Consider the following 21734-nt stretch of genomic DNA (forward strand, 5'->3'; position numbering starts at 1 on the left):
ATTCCTAATACTATATACTCTTCAGCACTTGTTTAATAACTTCCTCTACGGTTAAATCTGGAGAGGCTTTTAAAATTTTAGCAATAGACTTCTCCGCTTGAGTTTTATTAAATCCAAGCATAACCAATGCTGATAACGCTTCTTCCTTTAGTGTATTGTCTATATCTAAAGAAAAATTACCCTCAAGACTAACTTTTGATAATTTATCCTTTAAATCGATGACAATTCGCTGAGCTGTTTTTGCTCCAATCCCTTTCACTCCCTTCAACGCATTAATGTCATTGGACAAAATTGCATGCCTTGTTTCCTCAGGACTTAATGAAGATAGTATCATTAATGCAGTAGAGGAACCTACCCCAGAAACAGTAATTAATAACCGAAATAATGCACGCTCACTTTCTTCCTTAAATCCATACAATAAATGGGCATCATCTCTTATAGTTAAATGGGTCAACAATTTACAATTCTCCTCTTGACCTATTTGAGAATAGGTAGTTAGAGAAATGAAAATTTGGTAACCAACACCACCACAATCAATAACGACATAAGTAGGTGTTTTTTCGACTAATCTACCTTGAATATGAGCAATCATTAATCTTTCCTTGTTTGTGCATCAACCACTGCTATGGTGACCATGTTTACTATTTCACGAACGTTACATCCCAATTGTAAAATATGAACTGGTTTCTTCATTCCCAACAAAATTGGACCTACAGCCTCAGTATCTGACATTTCTTGAATTAGTTTATATGCAATATTTCCTGCTGATAAATTCGGAAAAATTAACACATTCGTTTTCTTGTTGGCTAATGTACTAAATGGAAATTGTTCGTTCAACAATTCTTTACTCATTGCAAAATTGGCTTGCACCTCTCCATCAACAACGATTTCAGGATGATCCCTATGTAAAATTGCTACTGCTTTGCTCACTTTCTTTGCTTCTTCATAGTCAGACGAACCAAAATTTGAGAAAGACAGCATCGCAATCCTTGGTTTAATTTTAAATCTCGCTACAGCTTTCGCTGTTAAAACTGCAATATCTGCTAAGTCCTCAGCCGATGGATCAACATTTATCGTAGTGTCTGCAAAAAACACAGGGCCATTTTTTGTGTTGACGATATACATTCCGGCAATTTTATTCACTCCATCCTCTGTTCCAATCGACTGGAGTGCAGGCTTAATGGTCTCAGGATAATTCCTAGTAATTCCAGAGATAAATGCATCGGCTTCTCCTGCTTCTACCATCATTGCTCCGTAGTAGTTCCTATCTCTCATTTTATGAGCAGACTCATATTCCGTCAATCCCTTACGATGTCTTTTCTCATACAACAAAGCACCGTACTTATTTCTTAACTCTTCTTGATCTGCAGCCTTCGGATCTATTATGGTTGCATCCGCCAAATCCAAATTATTTTCTTTGATTAGGGTATTTATACGATCCAGATTCCCTAGAAGAATTGGAATAGCTATCCCTTCGTCTTTCACAATTTGAGCTGCCTTTAATACCTTATAGGTGTCAGCTTCTGCAAACACCACTCGCTTTGGATTCTGCAGAGCTCGTTCAGTTAGATTTCTAATTAATTTATTATCAAGACCTAATCTGCGACTTAATTCTTCTTCATAGGCATTCCAATCAGTAATCTCTTTTTTAGCAACTCCCGAATCCATTGCAGCTTTTGCCACTGCTGGCGCTACCGCTAATATCAATCTAGGATCAAGTGGTTTAGGTATAAAAAAATCACGACCAAACACCAGGTTTCTTGTACCATAAGCTTGGTTTACTACCTCGGGAACTGGCTCCTTCGCTAACTCTGCTATAGCTTTAACTGCTGCCAACTTCATCTCTTCATTAATAGCCGTGGCTCTGACATCTAAAGCTCCTCTAAATATAAATGGGAATCCAAGTACATTATTTACTTGGTTTGGATGGTCTGACCTTCCAGTCGCCATTATAATATCCTTTCTAGTACTTATTGCTTCTTTGTATGCGATTTCAGGATCAGGATTTGCTAAAGCAAATACAATTGGGTTGTCAGCCATAGATTTTATCATAGCCTTACTAACTACATTTCCCTTACTTAATCCTAGGAACATATCTGCTCCCTTTATCGCATCAGCAAGTGTATGTATATCTTTATCTGTAGCAAACATAGCCTTAGATTCAGATAAATCTTGGTTATCCTTTCGAATAACACCCTTACTGTCACACATTACCAAGTTTTCAGGCTTAACCCCTAAAGCGAAATAAAGTTTAACACATGCCATTGCAGATGCGCCTGCTCCATTCACTACCACCTTTATTTCATCTATTTTTTTATCGGCTAACTCTAAGGCATTTAACAAAGCAGCAGATGTAATGATTGCAGTACCGTGCTGATCGTCATGCATGATGGGAATATCCAACTCTTCCTTCAGTCTACGTTCAATTTCAAAACATTCAGGAGCTTTAATATCCTCTAAATTAATTCCTCCAAAAGTCGGGGAAATCGCTTTAACTGTATTTACAAAACTATCTACATCTTTAACATCTATTTCAATATCAAAAACATCTATATCCGCAAAAATCTTAAACAGTAATGCTTTCCCTTCCATCACTGGTTTAGAAGCTTCTGGCCCTATATCCCCTAACCCTAAAACGGCGGTACCGTTAGATATTACAGCTACCAAATTACCTTTTGCGGTATATTTATAAACATCTTCTTTATCTTTTTCAATAGCCAGACATGGCTCTGCCACTCCAGGTGAATAAGCCAGAGACAAATCACGTTGTGAACTATATGGCTTTGTAGGTATTACTTCTATCTTACCTGGTTTTCCTTGAGAATGGTAATCTAGCGCTTCTAATTGTTTTCTGTTTCTAGGCATTTTTGTTAACTTAAGAGCCCGTAAAAGTAAGCATTAATGAAGTCATTAAGAAATTACTTTTATCGTTAATCCTTCTGATAAAATTATAATGACATTAAAGAAAGTCGTCGTATTATCTGGTGCTGGAGTTAGTGCTGAAAGTGGCCTTAAAACGTTTAGGGATTACAATGGATTATGGGAAAATTTCAAGATTGAGGATGTAGCCACTCCGGAAGCATTCCGTACAAATCCTGAATTGGTTCTAAGCTTTTACAATGAAAGAAGGAAGCAATTAAAGGCTGCAAAACCCAATGAAGCGCACTTCAATCTTGCCAAGCTAGAAGATGAGTATGAAGTTGCGATTATTACTCAAAACATTGATGATTTACACGAAAAGGCAGGCTCCACAAATGTCCTACACCTTCACGGAGAATTAAATAAAGCGGAAAGTAGCAAAAACCCAAGATTAATTTATGAACTGAATCATGCAGATATAAAAATCGGAGATGTTTGTGAAGAAGGACATCAGCTACGACCTCATGTGGTCTGGTTTGGAGAAGCTGTACCAAACATGGAAAGAGCTCTTAGAATTACCGCAGAAGCTGACATTTTTATCATTATTGGTACTTCTTTAGAGGTATATCCTGCTGCAAGTCTAATTAATTACACTCCAGATTATTGCGTTAAATTTCTTATTGACCCTAACACTCCATTAATTAGAGATGAAAAAAACTTTACAATAATAAAAGAAAAAGCCAGTAAGGGAACATCCTTACTGGCTAAAAAATATCTTAAAAAGATTTAATTCTTTATTTTGTAATAATCAATTTTTGAGATTCTGTTGATTTTCCATTTAATCTAAAGTTGTAAAAATAGATCCCAGAATTCAATTCTGTTGCAGCTACATTAACTGTACCTTTATTTGAATTTAAAGGAATGGATTTCACTTGTTGACCTAACATATCATAAATCTCAATTACTTTAGTTGAGAAATTCTTTCTAAAATCATAAGTTACATTAAATTGACCATTTGATGGATTAGGGCCTACAGTTACTGAATAATCGGTTTTAGAAATTTTAGTCAAGCCAACGGTTGTAATTACAAATTGAACATCTACAAAAACTGAATCACTTGGATTAAAGTGATCAAAAGCTACATATCTGAATGTTTGTGTACCAAATTCATAGTTTGGATTATTAAAGGTTCCATTGTAAAAATTATTTGGATCATGATAAATTGAAAGCGTTTTATTCAACGAATCCTTTCTTATCCATACGATATCACTTGGGTCATTATATCTTATGGGTTGAGAACCTATCACTGAAGGTCCTAAACAAGTAAACCCCCAACAAAAATAATTAGATGTACTATCGACTAGTGGAGTCATTTCGTATCTTTTCAAATCTACACGAATCGAATCAGAAGTAGAATTTATATTTTTAACGTACATTTTAACGTCCGGCACCAATGACAAATCTGCCTCTGAAAACCAGTATCCAACAGTTGTACCTGTTACATCAGCATTTGTTTTGGGATTTATAAATTGAAAAGATTGAGCAAAAGATGCAACACCTAATACCAACCCAGAAAAAGCGAGTAATATTTTTTTCATATGAAGTAATTTTTAATGTAACAACAAATATAAGTTTTCTTGCTTAATTAAAGAACTTGGTGAGTAGAATAGAAAAAACAAAGCCCATACAAAATAATGCATGGGCTTTGTTTTAGTATTTACAATCCTTAAAGAGTTTGTTTTACTTCAACTTCTTCGTAAGCTTCAATAATATCTCCTTCTTGGATTTCATTATAATTTTCAATGTTCAATCCACATTCGTAACCTTTAGCTACTTCTTTTACATCGTCTTTGAAACGTTTCAATGAACCTAGCAACCCGGTGTAAACAACAATTCCATCTCGAACTATTCTTACTTTATGGTTTCTATTAATTTTTCCATCCAACACCATACAACCTGCAATAGTACCGACCTTAGAGATTTTAAAGGTTTCTCTAATTTCCAAAGTAGCAGTAACTCGCTCTTCAATCTTAGCTGCAAGCATACCTTCCATTGCTGCCTTAATTTCGTCGATAGCCGCATAAATAATAGAATATAATCTAATATCGATTTCTTCTCTCTCGGCCACCTTACGGGCATTTACTGAAGGTCGTACTTGGAAACCAACAATAATTGCATCAGAAGCAGCAGCCAACATTACATCAGACTCACTAATTTGTCCTACAGACTTGTGAATTACATTCACTTGAATTTGATCGGTAGATAATTTCAATAATGAATCAGACAATGCTTCAATAGAACCATCCACATCACCCTTAATGATTACGTTTAACTCTTGGAAATCACCGATCGCTATTCGACGACCAATTTCATCCAAAGTAATGTGCTTCTTGGTTCTTACACCCTGTTCACGTTGTAATTGAAGGCGTTTAGTCGCAATATTCTTTGCTTCCTTCTCATCGTCCATTACTCTAAATTTGTCACCTGCATTTGGCGCTCCACTTAGTCCTAATAAAGAAAATGGCATCGATGGTCCGGCTTCGGTAATTTTCTGACCTCTTTCATTGAACATCGCTTTTACTTTTCCATAATGAGGACCTGCCAACACCACATCTCCCATTCTAACTGTACCCGACTGAACCAATAAAGTAGAAACATAACCACGTCCTTTATCCAATTCTGATTCAATTACAGTTCCAACTCCATTCTTATTAGGATTTGCTTTAACCTCTAGCAATTCTGCCTCTAGCAACACTTTCTCTAAAAGATCTTCAACACCTTGTCCTGTTTTTGCGGAAATTTCTTGAGCTTGGAACTTTCCTCCCCACTCTTCCACTAAAATATTCATCTGAGACAACTCTTCTCTAATCTTATCTGGATTTGCAGCCGGTCGATCGACCTTATTCAGTGCAAATACGATTGGAACACCAGCAGCTTGAGCATGATTTATAGCTTCTTTCGTTTGTGGCATCACATTATCATCGGTTGCAATTACAATAATTGCAATATCTGTTACTTGGGCTCCCCTAGCTCTCATCGCGGTAAACGCTTCGTGACCTGGAGTATCTAGGAAGGTAATTTTCTTTCCACTATCTAACTCTACGTTATACGCACCAATGTGCTGTGTAATACCTCCTGCTTCACCTGCAATTACATTCGCTTTACGAACATAATCCAATAATGATGTTTTACCGTGATCAACGTGACCCATTACCGTTACAATAGGATAACGCTCTACCAAGTCTTCTGGCTTATCTTCCTCTTCTTCAACGGACTCTTGATCTTCAGAATCAACAAACTCAGTTTCGAATCCAAACTCCTCAGCCACAATTGATATGGTCTCAGCATCCAGTCTTTGGTTAATTGAAACGAATAAACCTAAACTCATACAAGCAGAGATTACATCATTTACACTAACGTCCATCATAGAAGCTAAATCATTTGCAGTAACAAACTCAGTTACCTGCAACACCTTCATTTGTGCTTCTTGCTCTTCTAAGTCCTTTTGGGTCTGCTCACTAACAGCATCTCTTTTCTGACGTCTATATTTAGAACCTTTAGATTTAGAAGTATTTCCTTGCAATCTAGCTAAGGTTTCCTTTACTTGATTTTGAATTTCCTTTTCAGTCAATTCAGGCTTTTCCTCTCTACGTTTTACTCCAGCACCGCCACCTTTTGCACCTCTTGGACCTTTCCCTCTTCTAGCATCACGTTCTTGTGCTGTTTCTTGAGGGGTATTAATTCTTTTTCTTCTCTTGCGTTTAGGCTTCTCCGTTTCCTTTTTATCAGAAGAAGATGCAACTGGTTTTTTGGCAGGCTTGCTAGGCAATTCAATCTTTCCTAACACTTTTGGGCCGTCTAATTTCTCGTATGAAGTTTTTATCTCCTCTCTTTCCTTAGGAGCCTCTTTTGGCGTAACTACCTCAGGAGTATTTACTTCTTTAGCCTTCTCAGCAGCGATTTTTTCCTTCTCTGCTTTATCTTTCGCCTTCTGCTCCTCCGCTTTTTTATGACGAATAGACTCTTCTTTGGCCAAACGATCTGCTTCTTCTTTCGCTTTTCTCTTGGCTTCTGCAGAATCTTTTTCTTTGTCTTTTTTAGACTTCTTATCAGGACGAGTCTTTAAGTTCAACTCATCTAAATTAATCTTTCCTAAAACCTTAGGGCCACCAGTATCTTCATCTGAAGCCGGAACCTCTTCTATTTTAATCGCTTTAGAAACTGGCTCTACTGGCTTAGGAGTTTCCTCTTCTTTTAGAGGCTCTGTTTTCTCAGGTGCAGGGACTTCTGGGATTTCTTTTTTTGCTTCAGCAGGCACATTGGCTGGAGAAACATTTTTAATCAAAACACCTTGATCGTCGTCATCATCGTCTTCATCCTCTTCTTCAACTTCGACAACTTTTGGAGCCTCTTCTTTTGAATCAAGACTAATTTTCGCACGCTCATTCGTTGGAAGAGTTACTTTTTCAGACTCTTCTTTTGCGCTTTTTTCAGATTGAAACTCATTGGAAAGAATCTCATAAGTAGTATTGTCAATCTTCGTATTGGGATTACTCTCAATTGAGATACTTTTAGAAGACAAAAAGTCAACGATGGTAGAAATACCAACATTTAACTCTCTTGCAACCTTACTTAATCGTTTCGTTATTACCTTATCAGACATATTGTTTTCGTCCTATTTTTTACAAATTTAAAAAATCTCTTGCTTCTTTTCTGCATTTGCAAGAAGACTATTCAAACTCAGATTTTAAAATGTTTCGAATTTCTTCGATAGTTTCTTGTTCTAAGTCTGTTCTTTTCACTAAATCTTCAACAGAAAGTTCTAAAACACTTCTTGCTGAATCGCAGCCAATCGCCTTAAATTCATCTATTATCCATCCTTCGATTTCATCAGAGAATTCATCTAAAGCAACATCATCTTGATGCTCTTCATCTTGATCGCGGAAAACATCAATTTCATAGCCAGTTAATTTACCAGCCAACTTAATATTATGACCACCCTTTCCAATTGCTAAAGAAACTTGATCGGGGTTCAAATAAACCTCAGCTCTGCCTGACTCATCATCTAGCTTAATCGAATTAATTTTAGCTGGACTTAAAGCTCGACTAATGTATAATTGGGTGTTATTCGTGTAATTAATTACATCAATGTTTTCATTTCGCAATTCACGAACAATTCCGTGAATCCTAGAACCTTTCATACCCACACATGCTCCTACAGGATCAATTCGGTCATCATAGGATTCTACTGCAACTTTAGCTCTCTCACCTGGCTCACGCACAATATTCTTTATGGTAATTAAACCATCAAATATTTCAGGAACTTCCATTTCAAACAAACGCTCTAAAAATACAGGCGATGTTCTAGACAGCGTAATAATTGGTTTATTGTTTCTCATCTCTACAGCAGAAACAACTGCTCTTAAAGAGTCTCCCTTTTTGAAATAGTCGTTAGGAATTTGCTCAGTTTTGGGCAATAACAATTCATTTCCTTCATCGTCCAACACTAACAATTCTCTTTTCCAAACTTGGTAAACCTCTCCAGTAATAATATCACCAACTCGGTCTTTATAGTTCTTGAAAATATTGTCTTTTTCAAGCTCTAAAACCTTAGAAATTAAATTTTGACGCAATGCCAATACCGCTCTTCGTCCAAAATCCAGCATCTTTACAGCCTCCGAAACCTCTTCACCAACCTCAAAGTCAGGCTCTATTTTAATAGCATCAGAATAAGCTATCTGGCTATTTTCATCTTCCACTTCACCATCTTCAACAATTTCACGGTTCCTCCAAACTTCTAAATCCCCTTTATCAATATTGATAATAATGTCAAAGTTTTCATCTGATCCATACCTTTTAATGATCATGTTTCTGAAAACAGTTTCCAGAATGTTCATTAATGTTGGTCGATCAATGTCTTTAAATTCTTTAAATTCTGCAAAAGACTCTGTCAGGTTTATCTTTTCCATGTTTTACTATTTAAACGATATAATTATTCTAGTTTCTTTTATCTCATTCATCGGAATTGCATCCTTGTGAATGATTGTTTCTTTTTTCTTTTTTCCTTCGATTTTCTCTTTCGTTGAATATTCAATAGTTATAGAATCCTGATTAGCATCCAACAGCAATCCTTTCAACTTTTTCCCATCAACCTTCAATACGCTAACTTCTCTGCCAATATTTTTAACATATTGTTGAAAAACTTTAAAAGGCTGATCAAGACCTGGAGAAGAAACTTGCAATTCGAAATCCTCTGTTTCTCTATCAAGAGCTGACTCAATATGGCGACTCATTGCGACACACTCATCAATGCTAACGCCCTCCATCCTATCTAACTCTATTTTAATCTGGTTAGATGAGCTTACCGACAAATCCACTAAATAGGTTTCTGAACCTCCTAGTTTTTCATCAATTAGTGTACGAATTACCTTTTCTGTTATCATGAATTACTGCTATAAAAAGAGGGGACATCAGTCCCCTCCAAATATCAACTTATTAAATCGGTTGCAAATGTACACATAAATTCTGTATTTGAATCAATTGGTTGAATAATTGTATGTGTGAATGCCGAAACTTACTTTTGTATTTTACAAATTGTATTCATTAACAAAAACTCATTAAAAATTATGGAAGAAATCGACGTAACAAAATACCAAGACCAAATGGTAGAAATGGTAATCACTTATGGCCCTAAATTAATTTTAGCAATTCTAACTTTAATTATTGGATTATGGGTCATTAAGTTTTTTACAAAGACTGTATCTAATTTACTAGACAAAAGAGAAATAGACGCCTCGCTAAAACCCTTCTTAAAAAGCTTGTTTAGCATGGTATTGAAGGTATTATTAGTTATTACAGTGATGGGAATGGTAGGAATAGAGATGACTTCATTCATCGCTATACTTGGTGCTGCTGGTTTGGCAATTGGAATGGCGCTCTCAGGTACTTTACAAAACTTCTCAGGTGGTGTGATTTTATTGATCATCAAACCATTCAAAGTTGGAGACTTTATAGAAGCTCAAGGATTTTCAGGAACTGTTACAGCAATTCAAATTTTTAACACCATCCTTAAAACACCTAACAACCAAACTATCATCATTCCAAATGGAGGATTATCTACTGGATCAGTAACCAACTATTCTACAGAAAGTACACGTAGATTGGTTCAAACCTACGGTATCGATTACAGTGATGATGTAAAACAAGCTAGAGAGATTTTATTAAGAATAATTAATGAAGACAGTCGAGTATTAAAGGACCCAGCACCAGTTGTTGTTTTAGAAGGTTTAGGCGATAGTTCTGTCAATCTATCTTTGCGCGCTTGGACAAAGAACGAAGACTATTGGAACGTTAATTTTGAAACCACTGAAAAGGTGAAATATGCATTTGACAAAGAAGGTGTAAGCTTCCCTTTCCCACAAAGAGATGTGCACATGATTCCTGCGAATAAATAATTATCACTTATAAATTAAAATAGCCCTGTGGTATCAAAACCACAGGGCTATTTTCTTTATACTAAAGAATCACTATTTCATTACTGCGATTTTAGTAGACTTCATTTCGTCACCTATTTTCAGGTTCACAAAATACAAACCATCCGATAAATCAGAAGTGTTTAACTCTAAAATTTGAGTTCCGACATTAACTGATCCGAAGTTTATAAAACTTACTTGCTTACCTGTCATATCTAAAATAGCAACTTCTACGTTAGCACTTTCTTTCAGATTCAAAGTTACATTCGCAATGTCTCTAGCAGGATTTGGATAAACTGAAAAGTCAACTTTTGAAGCAATATTCTCTTTTGCTCCAACTAAACTAGACAATTTTACTTCTTCGACATTTAGGATTTCATACTCATCTAGTCCTCCGTTTGGATTGTAATAGTTTACAAAAGCGACAAAAGAAATATCTTTCATTTTCCAGTTCGGGTCAATACTTACAGAATAAGAATTTGAATGTATTGAGTTTAACGTAGGATTTGAAGCAAAATAAGTCGCATCACCCCAAGTTCCTGTAGGAACTGAACGAACTACATGCTTGTGAACGAAACCAACAATTGGATTTCCTTTTCCATAATAAGGATGTCCTGCAATTGAATTGTAATAGTTTACTTGATTATATCCGGAACCAGTACCTGTAACACTATCTTCTACAACAAAAAGGGTCACTCTTAAATTTTGTGGATTTACAGGATAATCTACAAAGTTTACATTAACATCAACATTAGCGGTTGATCCACTTATCGACCCTGAAATAGAAACATTACACGGAGTAGGTACTACTTTTTGGGCATTAACAGCATTTAGCCAACCATTACTTGCTCTGCTAATCGCTACATCAGACTCACCATCAAACAATTTTCTATCAATAGAAGCTGTAGGTGCTCCAGATGCAAATGCTGCAGCGTATGATGAATGCGCAGGAATAGTCATGGCATCAGTACCAAACCCTGCATGAATACCAACTGCAACCGCTTCAGGTACTGCAGCTAATATATTTTCAACAACAACGGCTCCATCTGGGCAAAATTGACAAGGAGCAGTCGTAAATTCCTCTACCAACACTTTCTTGTTACCAGAAGTTCCATTGTTTACAAAAACCGTTTTAACTAAAGTATCGTTAGCGGGATTTGCATCAACAGTATTATTTGGCTCAGATACCCATACTTTAATATCAGTATTCACTCCAGGATTACTAGCAGTCCAAGTCATTGAATGAGTAAACGACTGGCTAGCAAAACTTGCTACATTTATTGAAAGTACATCTGTATTAACAGTTGTTCCGCCGTCAGCTGTCCAATTCACTTTAACACTAGTTAATGCATTTACTCCAGCATTTTCAATTACTCCTGAAACAGTCACATTAGAAGCATTGGTATACACATTATTCATCGATAAAGATTTCAAAACGACATCTTCTGTAGGAGGTGTAAATACGATAATATTATCAACCAACAATAAATACATGTCGTTTGAATTATTTCTCCAAGCTAAGTAAATAGTATCGTTATTGTATGCACTTAGATCTACGGTTCTTCTGTTCCAAGTACTATTTTCAGCTGGTACTGTCAATAAGGCTGGGTTTGCCATCAACCCTGCAACAGTTGGTGTGGTTGTAGAAATTCGCAGCTGATACCCATCAGGAAAAGAAGGATCTATAGCTAAAGCATCAAATTGCAAATAATTTCCAGTTCCTAGAATAATTCGAGGAGTAATCATATAATCATCTGCAGCACCTGCTGGGGAATACCAAGAGGTAGATACAGCGGCTAAATCTGAAGCACTAGAGTCTGCAGTAGTTACCCATGCGGCATTTACAAAAGCAACATTTGCATCGGGAGTACGGCCATCAGCATTAATTAATGTCCAGTTTGCAAAAGGATTTGCGCCATTAAAGTTCTCTGAAAATATAGTCTGACTAAAACCACTATACCCTAGAGAAATTAGGACAATTGAAAGAAAGTAATTTTTGATTTTCATGTAGTTAATTTAAATGTATATTAATTTAAGATTAACAAATATATAGAAACCAAAATTCAAAACACTGACCATTCAGCATTTTTAAAAATTTACTACTTCGATTCACTTACTTTTTTACCATCTTTATAAATCATTGATTTCAAAACCTTCCCTTCACGTTTTGCATAATAAATGAATTTTCCATTTGGAATTCCATCTTTGTAGTTCTTTTCGCTAGCAATGGTTCCAATTTCGTGGTAGGTTATTACTTTACCATCCTGACGACCTTTCTTATATGTAGCTTCCATTTCCTTATTCCCATTATCGTAGAAATACTCCCACTTCCCTACTTGAATTCCATCGGAATAACTACCCTTATCCTTTACCTTTCCATTCTCGTAGTAACTAATTCTCAATCCATCTGGTCGACCTTCCTCATAATTTTGATCCAACTCCTTTTGACCTTTTTCATTCCAAAAGCTCCACATCCCTGATTTCAACCCATCGACGTAGCTACCGACATATCTTTGTTTGCCATCATTATAAAACCCCTTCCATTCTCCAGTCATTAACCCAGAAGAGTATGATCCCTGATCTTTCACTTTCCCATTTTCAAAATATGAAACCCAACTACCATCCTCTTTACCTTTCAAGAAACTTCCTTCCATAAGCTTAGACTTATTCTCATACCAATATGCCCAGTGACCATCCTTCAGTCCTTCTTTAAACTCCCCTTCTTTCCAAAGGACTCCATTTTCATAATAATATTGCCATTTCCCTGTTTGCTTATCGGCGGTATAAAACCCATTGCTTAACACCTTACCGTTGGTATTGAAGTAGTATGTCCAGAAACCATGTTGCATACCCTCCAAAAAACTACCAGTCATGTCTTTCTTACCATCTTGCAGGAACCATTCCCATTCTCCGCTTTTCTTCCCATTCTCATAAAATCCTTTGAGGCTTAGCTCTCCATTCAAAAAATATTCCCGATATACCCCAGATTCTATATCGTTTTCATAAGACATTTCTTTTGCCAACTGTCCTTCCTGATAAAAATGACTCCATTTTCCCACTCGTTTACCTGCCTCATAAAATGCATTTAATTTAATAACGGTAGTCAACGAATGATAAGTTTTCCAATTCCCATCTTTTAGTCCATTTATAAATTCACCAATTTCAATCAAATTTCCATTCTCCGAAAAGTATTCCCATTTCCCGCTTTTTAGTCCATCTTCATAAAACCCTTGCTCTTTTAACTTTCCGTTTTCATAATAAAGTGTCCATTTACCATTGCCATTTTCAACCAATTGCTCACCACTGTCTGTGAAAAAATCTTTCAGAATAGCCCCCCTATCATTATTTACAAAAATAGCTTTCATCGTCCCATTAGGGTAGTAATAAACCCAATCCCCTACTTTCTTATCCAGATCGTACTGCCCTTTTTGTTCTAATTTACCCGCTTCAGAATACCACGTCCAATTACTATCGAGAAAACCCATATTGTAAAAGCCAGTTTGCTTTAATTTCCCATTTGGATAATAAGACTCAAAGGGTCCATCCATTTTAGCTTTGTAGAAACTTCCTATTTCACTGATTCCAGCATCAGCATAGTAATTTTTAAAAGGACCATCAAAAATTCCATTTCTATAGGTTACTATTTGTTTTAACTTCCCATTTTGATCATAAAACTTCCAAGTGCCTTCTTCAATTCCTCCTTGTTTCATTACCCCCTTGGCTTTTACTTTTTGATTACTCCAGTAATAAGTGGTGGTATCTGTTTGTGAAAAAACATTGAGGCAAAACAAGATAGAAAGCATAAAAACAGAAATTTTCATCATGATGTTATTTTTGAGTACTATTGAGTTCAATTACAAATGTATCTAATTGACAAGGTCAGAAAACGTATTAGTCCGAAATGTTTTAAACTAACATTTATTAATATAATTGCTTTCTTGCCGATTATTCAATTACTATAAGAACTCGAGAGAAACAGAACATCCCTGAATGATAGCAATCTTGTTAAATTAACACTCATTTGAAATTAGTGAAATGAAGATTATACCTATTTGAATTCAACTAGAAATAGTGTTCTTTTACAATTCGAAATGGGAAAAACGATTATTATAGGACATAGAGGTGCAGGAGGTGAAGCTCCAGAAAACACGCTTGCAGCAATTAAGCGAGGCATTGATGTAGGCGTAGATAGAATTGAAATTGATGTCCGCTTAACGGCTGATAAAAAAGTAGTAGTTATTCACGATCGATCATTACGTCGTATTAATGGTAGTATTAGAAGAATCAAAAACCTTACCTACAACCAACTTAAAGAGGTAGATTTTGGCAGCCATTTCTCTTCACACTTTTCTAATGAAAGGATACCACTACTGGAAGAGGTTATAGATACTACAAAAGGAAAGTCGACCTTATTGATTGAATTGAAAAATAGGAGAAACTATCACCCTGATTTAGAAATGCTATCTTGGAATATTGTAAAGGAGATGAATGCGGAGAATGATTGTATTTTTCAATCTTTTGATGACAATTCATTATTTGATTTGCGAGATATGAAGATTAGTTCTCCAATCCATAAGCTGTTTAGCACATTTGTCCCCATCAAGCCCTACTACGCAGGAAGCAACTTACACTACAAAAAGTTTAAACGCTATGATTTTGTTGATGAAGTCGGACTAAAACAAGGTTATGTAAACAGGAAGGTAGTCAACAAAATACATCAAATGGGCAAAAAGGTGAATGTATGGACCGTAAACGATCCGGACAAAATGAGAACATTAAATGCAATTGGCGTTGACGGTATAATTACTGATTATCCCACAATTGCTCTTCAAACTCTACGTTAACCAAAATCAACCAACTGTTGTTTCTGTTTCATTTTTAAAGCCTGTTTGTTACTTCTGGCTTTTAATTTTTTATCCAAGATGACATCCCTATAGAAAAAGTAATAAACTGGTAGATAAGACAACAAGGTCAATCCCACTAACTCGTGATAATTGGAATCTCTATAGGTGAAATAACTTAAATAAACCAAAGCTGACCAGATCAAAGCAAAACGGTTTCCTTTTAAAAATACAGCAAATACAATTAAAGTTGATAGGTACCAGGGATGAACCACCGTGGCAAAAGCAAAATAAATCGATAACACCAATATGGCTTTTACAAAGATTATTTTAAAACTCCCCCCTAATTTCTTGAAAGATATCCATAAAATAAGCCCAAGGGAAATTATACTCAAAATAGGACCAATAATTCCGATTTGATTGTATGAAGTTATCCAAAAACCGACTTCTCGGAGTATAAAATAGAGGCTAGCATTGAACTCAAAGTTTTGAAAATATAAACCCACACTATTTCCTATATGTAATACTGTAGCTTCGGAAAGGAATGGATAAAATAAAACTAAACACCCTCCCAAAACAACTGAGTAATACTTAACCGACTTTTTCAAACCAATTGTGGGCAACAACAATGGCAATAGCATTAAAGGAATTAATTTAGTGCAAATTGCAAGAGACATTAATATGGCCGAATAAATCCAGTTACCTTTTTGGAGTTGGTAGAAGGCGGCAACTAAAAAAAAGATCATAATGGCCTCGACATGCACATTTCCTACCAACTCTATAATTATCAATGGATTTAATGCATAGATTAAAACTGCTTTCCTAGAAATATTAATAAGGTAAAGCAACTTTGAAAGCAACACAATAGTACCGACCTCAGCTGCAAATATTATTATCCTCAATATCACTACCGAACCTAATATATTTCCATCTCCTATATAAGCACTTATCATGAAAAGATACTGGCTAAAAGCAGGATAAACCGTGTAATATTCAGGTGAATTTAATCGATTTAAAAAGTCTGAGGTGAACCCACGCTCCATTGCAAATGTCATTTGCAGCACTTCTGTGGGCTTTTGCAGAAAAGGGTTTATTTCATTTACTGATAATAATCCATCCCAAATGAATCGATAGAAATCATCAGAGAGCTCTGGCAAACTAAAAATGAAAATAAAGCGAAATGCAATGGCCATCCAAAGAATCGGATAATCATTGAATAACTTATGGTTGGGTTGAAAAAGCGAATCCTGCCTACTGTATGCGAGATATAAATACCCTCCAAACAATGCAGCTATTGAAGGAAATAAATAATACCACTCTTCCCGATTTAAATAATAAGCTATGAACAGATAAATAAGCCCTGAACCAAAAACAACGAGTGCCTTTTGCCAAGTCAGTTTCATGATACTGTTTTAAATGAATGAACTATAGAGGTTAAAGATACAAATCCAAAACCAAATACCAACATTATGTGAAAAGGTAATAGTCCATAATCATTGAAATAAATTCCTAGAAATATTGCACCTATAAAATAAATGGTTAGTAATAATTCCAGCATAATTAATGGGGAGAGTGATTTTTTGATATATACATTTGTCTTCCATGATTGCGTTTTATCCTTCAAGTTAAACTTAGGAGTTCTGATAAATGGCGTTTTTCTACCAATGTACCCTTCAATTACTGCAATTGCATTATGCAATGAGAGACCCATACTTACCGACAAAAATAAGGGAAACAATCCGAAAAAATACTTTAATGCTTTCCATTTATTCGTGTAGTGCTTTGAAATAGAAACCCAGTAAAAAACACCCAAAATGGGTAATGACAAAATAAAAATACTACCTATTTTAAATAGCCATAAATACTGCTCCATACTGTTCTTTACAAAAAGCATAGGCACGGAAAGCAACGCCACTAATACAATACAGATAAAAACACCGCTATTCATCAGATGAAAAATGGCATTCACTTTTGTCCCCAAGCCTAAGTCTTTTGCAACTAACACCTTTCCTAAATTCTTACGGGCACATTCGGCGGCTCCTTTCGTCCATCGGAACTGTTGTGTTTTCAGTGCATTCATTTCTGCTGGCAATTCTGCAGGCGCTCCTACTTGCTCTCTAAATTGGAACTTCCACCCCTTCAATTGCGCTCTATAACTTAAATCTAAGTCTTCAGTCAAAGTATCCGACTGCCAACCACCGGCATCTACAATTGCTGTTTTTCGCCAAATGCCAGCAGTCCCATTAAAATTCATAAAATGCCCAGAGTTGTTTCGACCACCTTGCTCTATTGAAAAATGGGCATCTAAACCAAAGGCTTGCAACTTGGTCAACAACGAATAATCTTGATTGATGTGCTCCCACTTGCTCTGTACCATTCCAACTTTCGGATCTTCGAAGGCAGATAGCATTTTTAGTAGAAAATCAGGATTCGGTAAAAAATCGGCATCAAAGATGGCAATAAATTCTCCTTTTGCTTTCAATAAACCTTCGGCCAATGCGCCTGCTTTAAATCCTGAACGATTCACTCGATGAATGTGCTGAATCGAAAATCCATCTTGAACAAAAGGTTGAATTTTACGACGGACAATATCTACTGTTTCATCGGTACTGTCATCCAGTATCTGAATCTCTAACAACTCTTTTGGATATTCAAATTTCGCTACAGCGTCAATTAATCGTTCAACTACGTACAATTCATTAAACAATGGCAACTGTACAGTTACTATTGGGAGTGCTGAATCCAATTTCAGCACTTTATCCTCACCTCGAGATTTTTTGAGGTAACTGTGTACCAAATAAACCTGAATGATGCTGTATGTAAAGATGAAGCACAACGCCAATCCATAAAGTAAAATAAAAATAAGTTCTAAATGCATTTCACTCCTCTGATTAACTCCACGCGTATTTAAAAATAGTTGTAATAATTTTGTATCCTGCCAAAATAGTTCCCTTAACAGTTCCTGATACTTTTGAGTGACCTATTCTTTTTTTATAATTCACGGCCACTTCCGTCGATTTGACACCTTTTTTTGCGGCCTTTACTTGCATTTCTACCGTCCAACCATAGGTTTTGTCTTCCATATTTAGTGACACTAACTTATCGTACTTAATCGCTCTAAATGGACCTAAGTCAGTATACTCTACTTTATATAACCAACGAATTAAAGTAGTTGCCAACCAATTCCCAAAAATCTGTGGAATCGTCATTGAGCCACCTTCCCGATCGCCCAATGCTCTAGAACCAATCACTAGATCAGCGGTTTCATCAATAATGGGCTGGACCACTAATGGCAACTCCTCTGGATAATCTGAATAATCAGCATCGAGGAAGACAATAATATCTGGCTTGTTGGACAATTGAGCAACGTATTCCATTCCTTTCAAACATGCTCTACCATAGCCCTGTCTGGGCTCAGCCAATACAGTTGCTCCTGCCTTTTGTGCATTTTCTGAAGTAGCATCAGTTGAGTTATTATTGACAACAATAACCTCCTGCACCCATTCTTTTGGGATGTCGTTCACCACTTTGCCCACCGAATTTTCTTCGTTAAATGCGGGTATGATTACTATTATATCGGGTTGCAAAATTTTAAAATTTTAAAGGATTCAGCTACAAGTCGTCTCTCAAGCGCACTCCATCGTTGCCAAAAGTAAATATACTTTCATCATTAAAACGACCTTCTTCAGCACCATTTTCTAATTTTAATACCCCTCTCGGGCAAACAGCTGAGCAAATTCCACAACCAACACAAGAGGAACGAACAATATTCTGTCCTCTTTGGGCGTACCATTTTACATCAATTCCCATTTCGCAGTATGTTGAGCAATTACCACAAGAAATACATTGACCTCCATTCGTAGTTATTCTAAATCGAGATTTGAATCGTTGAACCAATCCTAAATAAGCCGCCAATGGGCAACCAAATCGACACCATGCTCTATTTCCCAATATGGGATAGAATCCAGTTCCGACAACTCCTGCAAATACAGAACCGATTGCAAACCCGTACCATTCACGGATTTTGTAGGTATCCATTCCTAAAAAGTGATTATCGCCAGTTATGTATGCGTAAATCACTGCAACAGTCATAAAAATAGCAAATACTAAAACTGTGTGTATCGTAAATCGCTCCAACCTCCATGCTTTTAATGATTTATCAGACAAATGCCTAAACTCATCACCGGCTGTTTCTGCCAAACCTCCACAACCACAAACCCATGAGCAATACCAACGTTTTCCATAGAAATAAGTGATTAATGGAACTCCAATTAAAAACAAGCTTATTGACCAAAATAACATGAAGTACCCAATAAATCCATTCGCGAGATACTCATCCAACCGCCATTCAAAAAACAAGGTATAATCCAATGGAAAAATATTTTTCAAATCGTAAGCTGGTAAATTCAAACGAGCTAGAATATCGGGAATGATAAACGCAAATGAGGTCTGAAAAAACATGACTGAAATTGTTCGAACTACTTGGTACTTGTTATGGCGATACTTTTTGATGAAACGAATTCCCATTGTAATGATAGCCACCGTATACAAAAAACCATATAAGAACCACTGACTGGCAGGGTTTCCACTCAGCGATTTACTCAACGGATCCAACATCAATGCCCACTCGGCAATATACATTGGAAACCAGTACAATAAAATATAAAATAAAATCAAAAAACCTCCCAAAATCATCCCTATCCATCCTCGGCTTTTCCATTTACTGAAAAATATCCCATTGTTTTTAATTCCGGCATGTCCGATATAACTGAATAAATTAGTCAATACCGCTCCTAAAATACCAACTCCAAAGGTGAGTAAAAACCACAATGTACCTTTACTTTTAATAGGTCCAACTGTAGAATTTTTAGTAAAATAAAAAAGCAATTCTTTCTGATTGTATATTACTTTATCCCATTCTTGATTTTCTCTGTAGGCAGTATTCAAAGTTTCTATTTCATTATTAATGGCACTTACGAAAGCCCATTTGGAGGTATAATTATGATTCACAACCTCAGCTAGAACTTCCGTTAAAATGGTTGCTTGTGCCTTACTTTGTGCATTATTGATAATGGTTTCTTGAGTCAAAGTATAGGAACTAATGAATAAACTACCTATAAATGCTATGAATCCGATAGCGAACAAAAACAGTCCGATGCGTTGAATAATTTTCATAGTTAACTGTTTAATATTTTAGAAAGCAGATTCGCTATTCGTCCACTTTTTTTCATTTTTAAAACCAAATTTTTATTGAATTGCTGATTGTATTGATCCAATAATTCTTGCTCAAAGGGTGCAAAAAATTCTGGGTCAAAATTGGCTCCACCGAAATTTTGAATTACTGTATCGATGGACGTTCTATTTTCAATCCATGCATTGCACACTTCGTGACGCAATCGGATTCCAAATGTATTTATCCCTAGCAATGCATTAGTATTTTTATCAAAAACCAATTTCACCATTCGATCTTTACCCTTCTGTTGCCAACAAAAAACGGTCTCGTTTTCCTTTGGCTTGTTCCAAACCCATCCATAAGTTTGATACTCTATTTCAAAAAACTTAGCAGAATTAAACCAAACACCAGGTTGGTAAGCCGTTTCATTTCCAGATATAGTTTGAGCAACTGTCTCTCCCATCATTTTACCCGTGTACCACACCTGCTCTATATTTTTTCTATCTGTTGGGTGTCTATAAAACTCTGCACAATCGCCTATGGCATACACATTAGAAATATTGGTGCGTAAAAAGTGATCTACAAGAACCCCCTTATTGATTTTAATTTCAGAATCTTTTAAGAATGAAACATTTGGGTGAACTCCCACTGTTAGCCCTAATAATTCACACTGAATAATGCGCCCATCTTTAGTTTTAATAGCTTTTACTTGTCCTTTTCCATCATCAATAACTTCTTCTAACTCTGTATTAAATTCAATATTGACTCCATTCGATTGGATGTGATCGGAAATTAATTGTCCTTCCTCCTTGGGTAATATGCCTCCCCAAAAACGACCCTCCCGAACTAAAAAAGTGACCTCTATATTACGTGTTTTAAGCATTTCAGCTAATTCCACACCTATTAAACCTCCACCTACAATGACAGCTCTTTCGGTACGCTTTACATTTTCTTCTAGCAATTCTAAATCTTGCCAAGAGTATAAGCCTTGCACACCTATTAAGTCTTGACCTTTCCACCCAAACTTATTTGGAACACTGCCAGTGGCAATAATCAATTCGTCATATTTAACAATCGAGCCATCTGCTAATTTCAATTCTGAGGCTGACGCATCTACTTTTTCTACCCACCCAAAAATTAAATCAATTCGATTTTTCTCCCAGAATTCATCTTCATAAGGCTTGATATTTTCATATCTCATATGCCCCATAAACACATACATTAAGGCAGTTCTAGAGAAAAAATGCTCGGTCTCCCCAGAGATGATGGTAATTTTAAAATCAGATTGCTTACGTAAATGTCGCGCAGCCGTAACTCCTGAGATTCCGTTTCCAATTATAACGATGTGCCGCATAGTTGTCTATTTAGTGCAAAGAAAAGCCAATTGTT

16 protein-coding genes are annotated in these 21734 nt (G+C 36.1%); 3 read left to right on the forward strand and 13 right to left on the reverse strand.

The window, feature by feature from the left end; all coding sequences use genetic code 11:
• Nucleotides 1-10: 10 nt before the first annotated feature.
• Both ruvA and GQN54_RS01615 read right to left on the reverse strand, forming a co-directional pair.
• Complete coding sequence (gene ruvA / locus GQN54_RS01610; protein ID WP_160631290.1) at nucleotides 11-592, reverse strand: Holliday junction branch migration protein RuvA; 582 nt, start codon at nucleotides 590-592, stop codon at nucleotides 11-13.
• Nucleotides 592-2865: an NADP-dependent malic enzyme gene (locus GQN54_RS01615; protein ID WP_160631292.1), complete on the reverse strand. Its 2274-nt coding sequence runs from the start codon at nucleotides 2863-2865 to the stop codon at nucleotides 592-594. Before GQN54_RS01615 ends, ruvA begins: the two co-directional genes overlap by 1 nt.
• Before the next feature lie 88 nt (nucleotides 2866-2953).
• Between GQN54_RS01615 and GQN54_RS01620 the strand changes: the two genes are divergently transcribed.
• Complete coding sequence (locus GQN54_RS01620) at nucleotides 2954-3649, forward strand: SIR2 family NAD-dependent protein deacylase (protein WP_160631294.1); 696 nt, start codon at nucleotides 2954-2956, stop codon at nucleotides 3647-3649.
• A 4-nt stretch (nucleotides 3650-3653) separates the two neighbouring features.
• Here the strand turns inward: GQN54_RS01620 and GQN54_RS01625 are convergent, their stop codons facing one another.
• The 4 genes from GQN54_RS01625 to rimP form a co-directional block, all read right to left on the reverse strand.
• On the reverse strand, nucleotides 3654-4457 hold the full coding sequence (locus GQN54_RS01625) for a T9SS type A sorting domain-containing protein (RefSeq protein ID WP_160631296.1): 804 nt from the start codon (nucleotides 4455-4457) through the stop codon (nucleotides 3654-3656).
• Between the two features lie 128 nt (nucleotides 4458-4585).
• Nucleotides 4586-7522, reverse strand: a complete 2937-nt coding sequence (infB, locus tag GQN54_RS01630; RefSeq protein ID WP_160631298.1) for a translation initiation factor IF-2 — start codon at nucleotides 7520-7522, stop codon at nucleotides 4586-4588.
• Nucleotides 7523-7589: 67 nt separating this feature from the next.
• Nucleotides 7590-8828 carry a transcription termination factor NusA gene (gene nusA / locus GQN54_RS01635; RefSeq protein WP_160631299.1) on the reverse strand — a complete coding sequence of 413 codons (1239 nt, stop codon included), beginning with the start codon at nucleotides 8826-8828 and terminating at the stop codon, nucleotides 7590-7592.
• Between the two features lie 6 nt (nucleotides 8829-8834).
• A complete protein-coding gene (gene rimP / locus GQN54_RS01640; protein WP_160631301.1) occupies nucleotides 8835-9302 on the reverse strand; it encodes a ribosome assembly cofactor RimP in 468 nt (155 codons plus the stop codon).
• A 183-nt stretch (nucleotides 9303-9485) separates the two neighbouring features.
• Here rimP and GQN54_RS01645 point away from each other — a divergent pair, with 183 nt between their 5' ends.
• Nucleotides 9486-10313 carry a mechanosensitive ion channel family protein gene (locus GQN54_RS01645; protein ID WP_160631303.1) on the forward strand — a complete coding sequence of 276 codons (828 nt, stop codon included), beginning with the start codon at nucleotides 9486-9488 and terminating at the stop codon, nucleotides 10311-10313.
• A 72-nt stretch (nucleotides 10314-10385) separates the two neighbouring features.
• On the opposite strand, the gene GQN54_RS01650 is transcribed toward GQN54_RS01645, so the two are convergent.
• Entirely contained in the window at nucleotides 10386-12338 is a 1953-nt protein-coding gene (locus tag GQN54_RS01650) for a T9SS-dependent choice-of-anchor J family protein (protein ID WP_160631305.1), read from the reverse strand.
• A 92-nt stretch (nucleotides 12339-12430) separates the two neighbouring features.
• Complete coding sequence (locus tag GQN54_RS01655; protein WP_160631307.1) at nucleotides 12431-14155, reverse strand: toxin-antitoxin system YwqK family antitoxin; 1725 nt, start codon at nucleotides 14153-14155, stop codon at nucleotides 12431-12433.
• Between the two features lie 267 nt (nucleotides 14156-14422).
• On the opposite strand from GQN54_RS01655, the gene GQN54_RS01660 reads away from it, so the two are divergent.
• Nucleotides 14423-15175, forward strand: coding sequence for a glycerophosphodiester phosphodiesterase (locus GQN54_RS01660; RefSeq protein ID WP_160631309.1), 753 nt, complete (start codon nucleotides 14423-14425; stop codon nucleotides 15173-15175).
• Here the strand turns inward: GQN54_RS01660 and GQN54_RS01665 are convergent.
• Genes GQN54_RS01665 through GQN54_RS01685 form a run of 5 tightly spaced genes read right to left on the reverse strand, consistent with a single transcriptional unit; the run spans nucleotide 15172 to nucleotide 21699 of the window.
• A complete protein-coding gene (locus tag GQN54_RS01665) occupies nucleotides 15172-16575 on the reverse strand; it encodes a hypothetical protein (protein WP_160631311.1) in 1404 nt (467 codons plus the stop codon). The two genes, GQN54_RS01660 and GQN54_RS01665, sit on opposite strands and share 4 nt — an antisense overlap.
• Nucleotides 16572-18050, reverse strand: coding sequence for a cellulose synthase family protein (locus GQN54_RS01670; protein WP_160631313.1), 1479 nt, complete (start codon nucleotides 18048-18050; stop codon nucleotides 16572-16574). The genes GQN54_RS01665 and GQN54_RS01670 overlap by 4 nt, the downstream gene beginning before the upstream one ends.
• Nucleotides 18051-18063: 13 nt before the next feature.
• Nucleotides 18064-18759 (reverse strand): glycosyltransferase family 2 protein, encoded by a 696-nt coding sequence (locus GQN54_RS01675; protein ID WP_207554786.1) that lies wholly within the window; start codon nucleotides 18757-18759, stop codon nucleotides 18064-18066.
• A gap of 25 nt (nucleotides 18760-18784) precedes the next feature.
• Nucleotides 18785-20347 carry a 4Fe-4S binding protein gene (locus GQN54_RS01680; RefSeq protein WP_160631315.1) on the reverse strand — a complete coding sequence of 521 codons (1563 nt, stop codon included), beginning with the start codon at nucleotides 20345-20347 and terminating at the stop codon, nucleotides 18785-18787.
• Between the two features lie 2 nt (nucleotides 20348-20349).
• The gene (locus GQN54_RS01685; protein ID WP_160631317.1) at nucleotides 20350-21699 is read right to left on the reverse strand and encodes an NAD(P)/FAD-dependent oxidoreductase; all 1350 of its coding nucleotides are present in this window, start codon (nucleotides 21697-21699) and stop codon (nucleotides 20350-20352) included.
• Between the last annotated feature and the right edge of the window lie 35 nt (nucleotides 21700-21734).

Origin of the sequence: Acidiluteibacter ferrifornacis (assembly GCF_009909615.1) — a bacterium.
Taxonomy (GTDB): Bacteria; Bacteroidota; Bacteroidia; order Flavobacteriales_E; family Vicingaceae; genus Acidiluteibacter; species Acidiluteibacter ferrifornacis.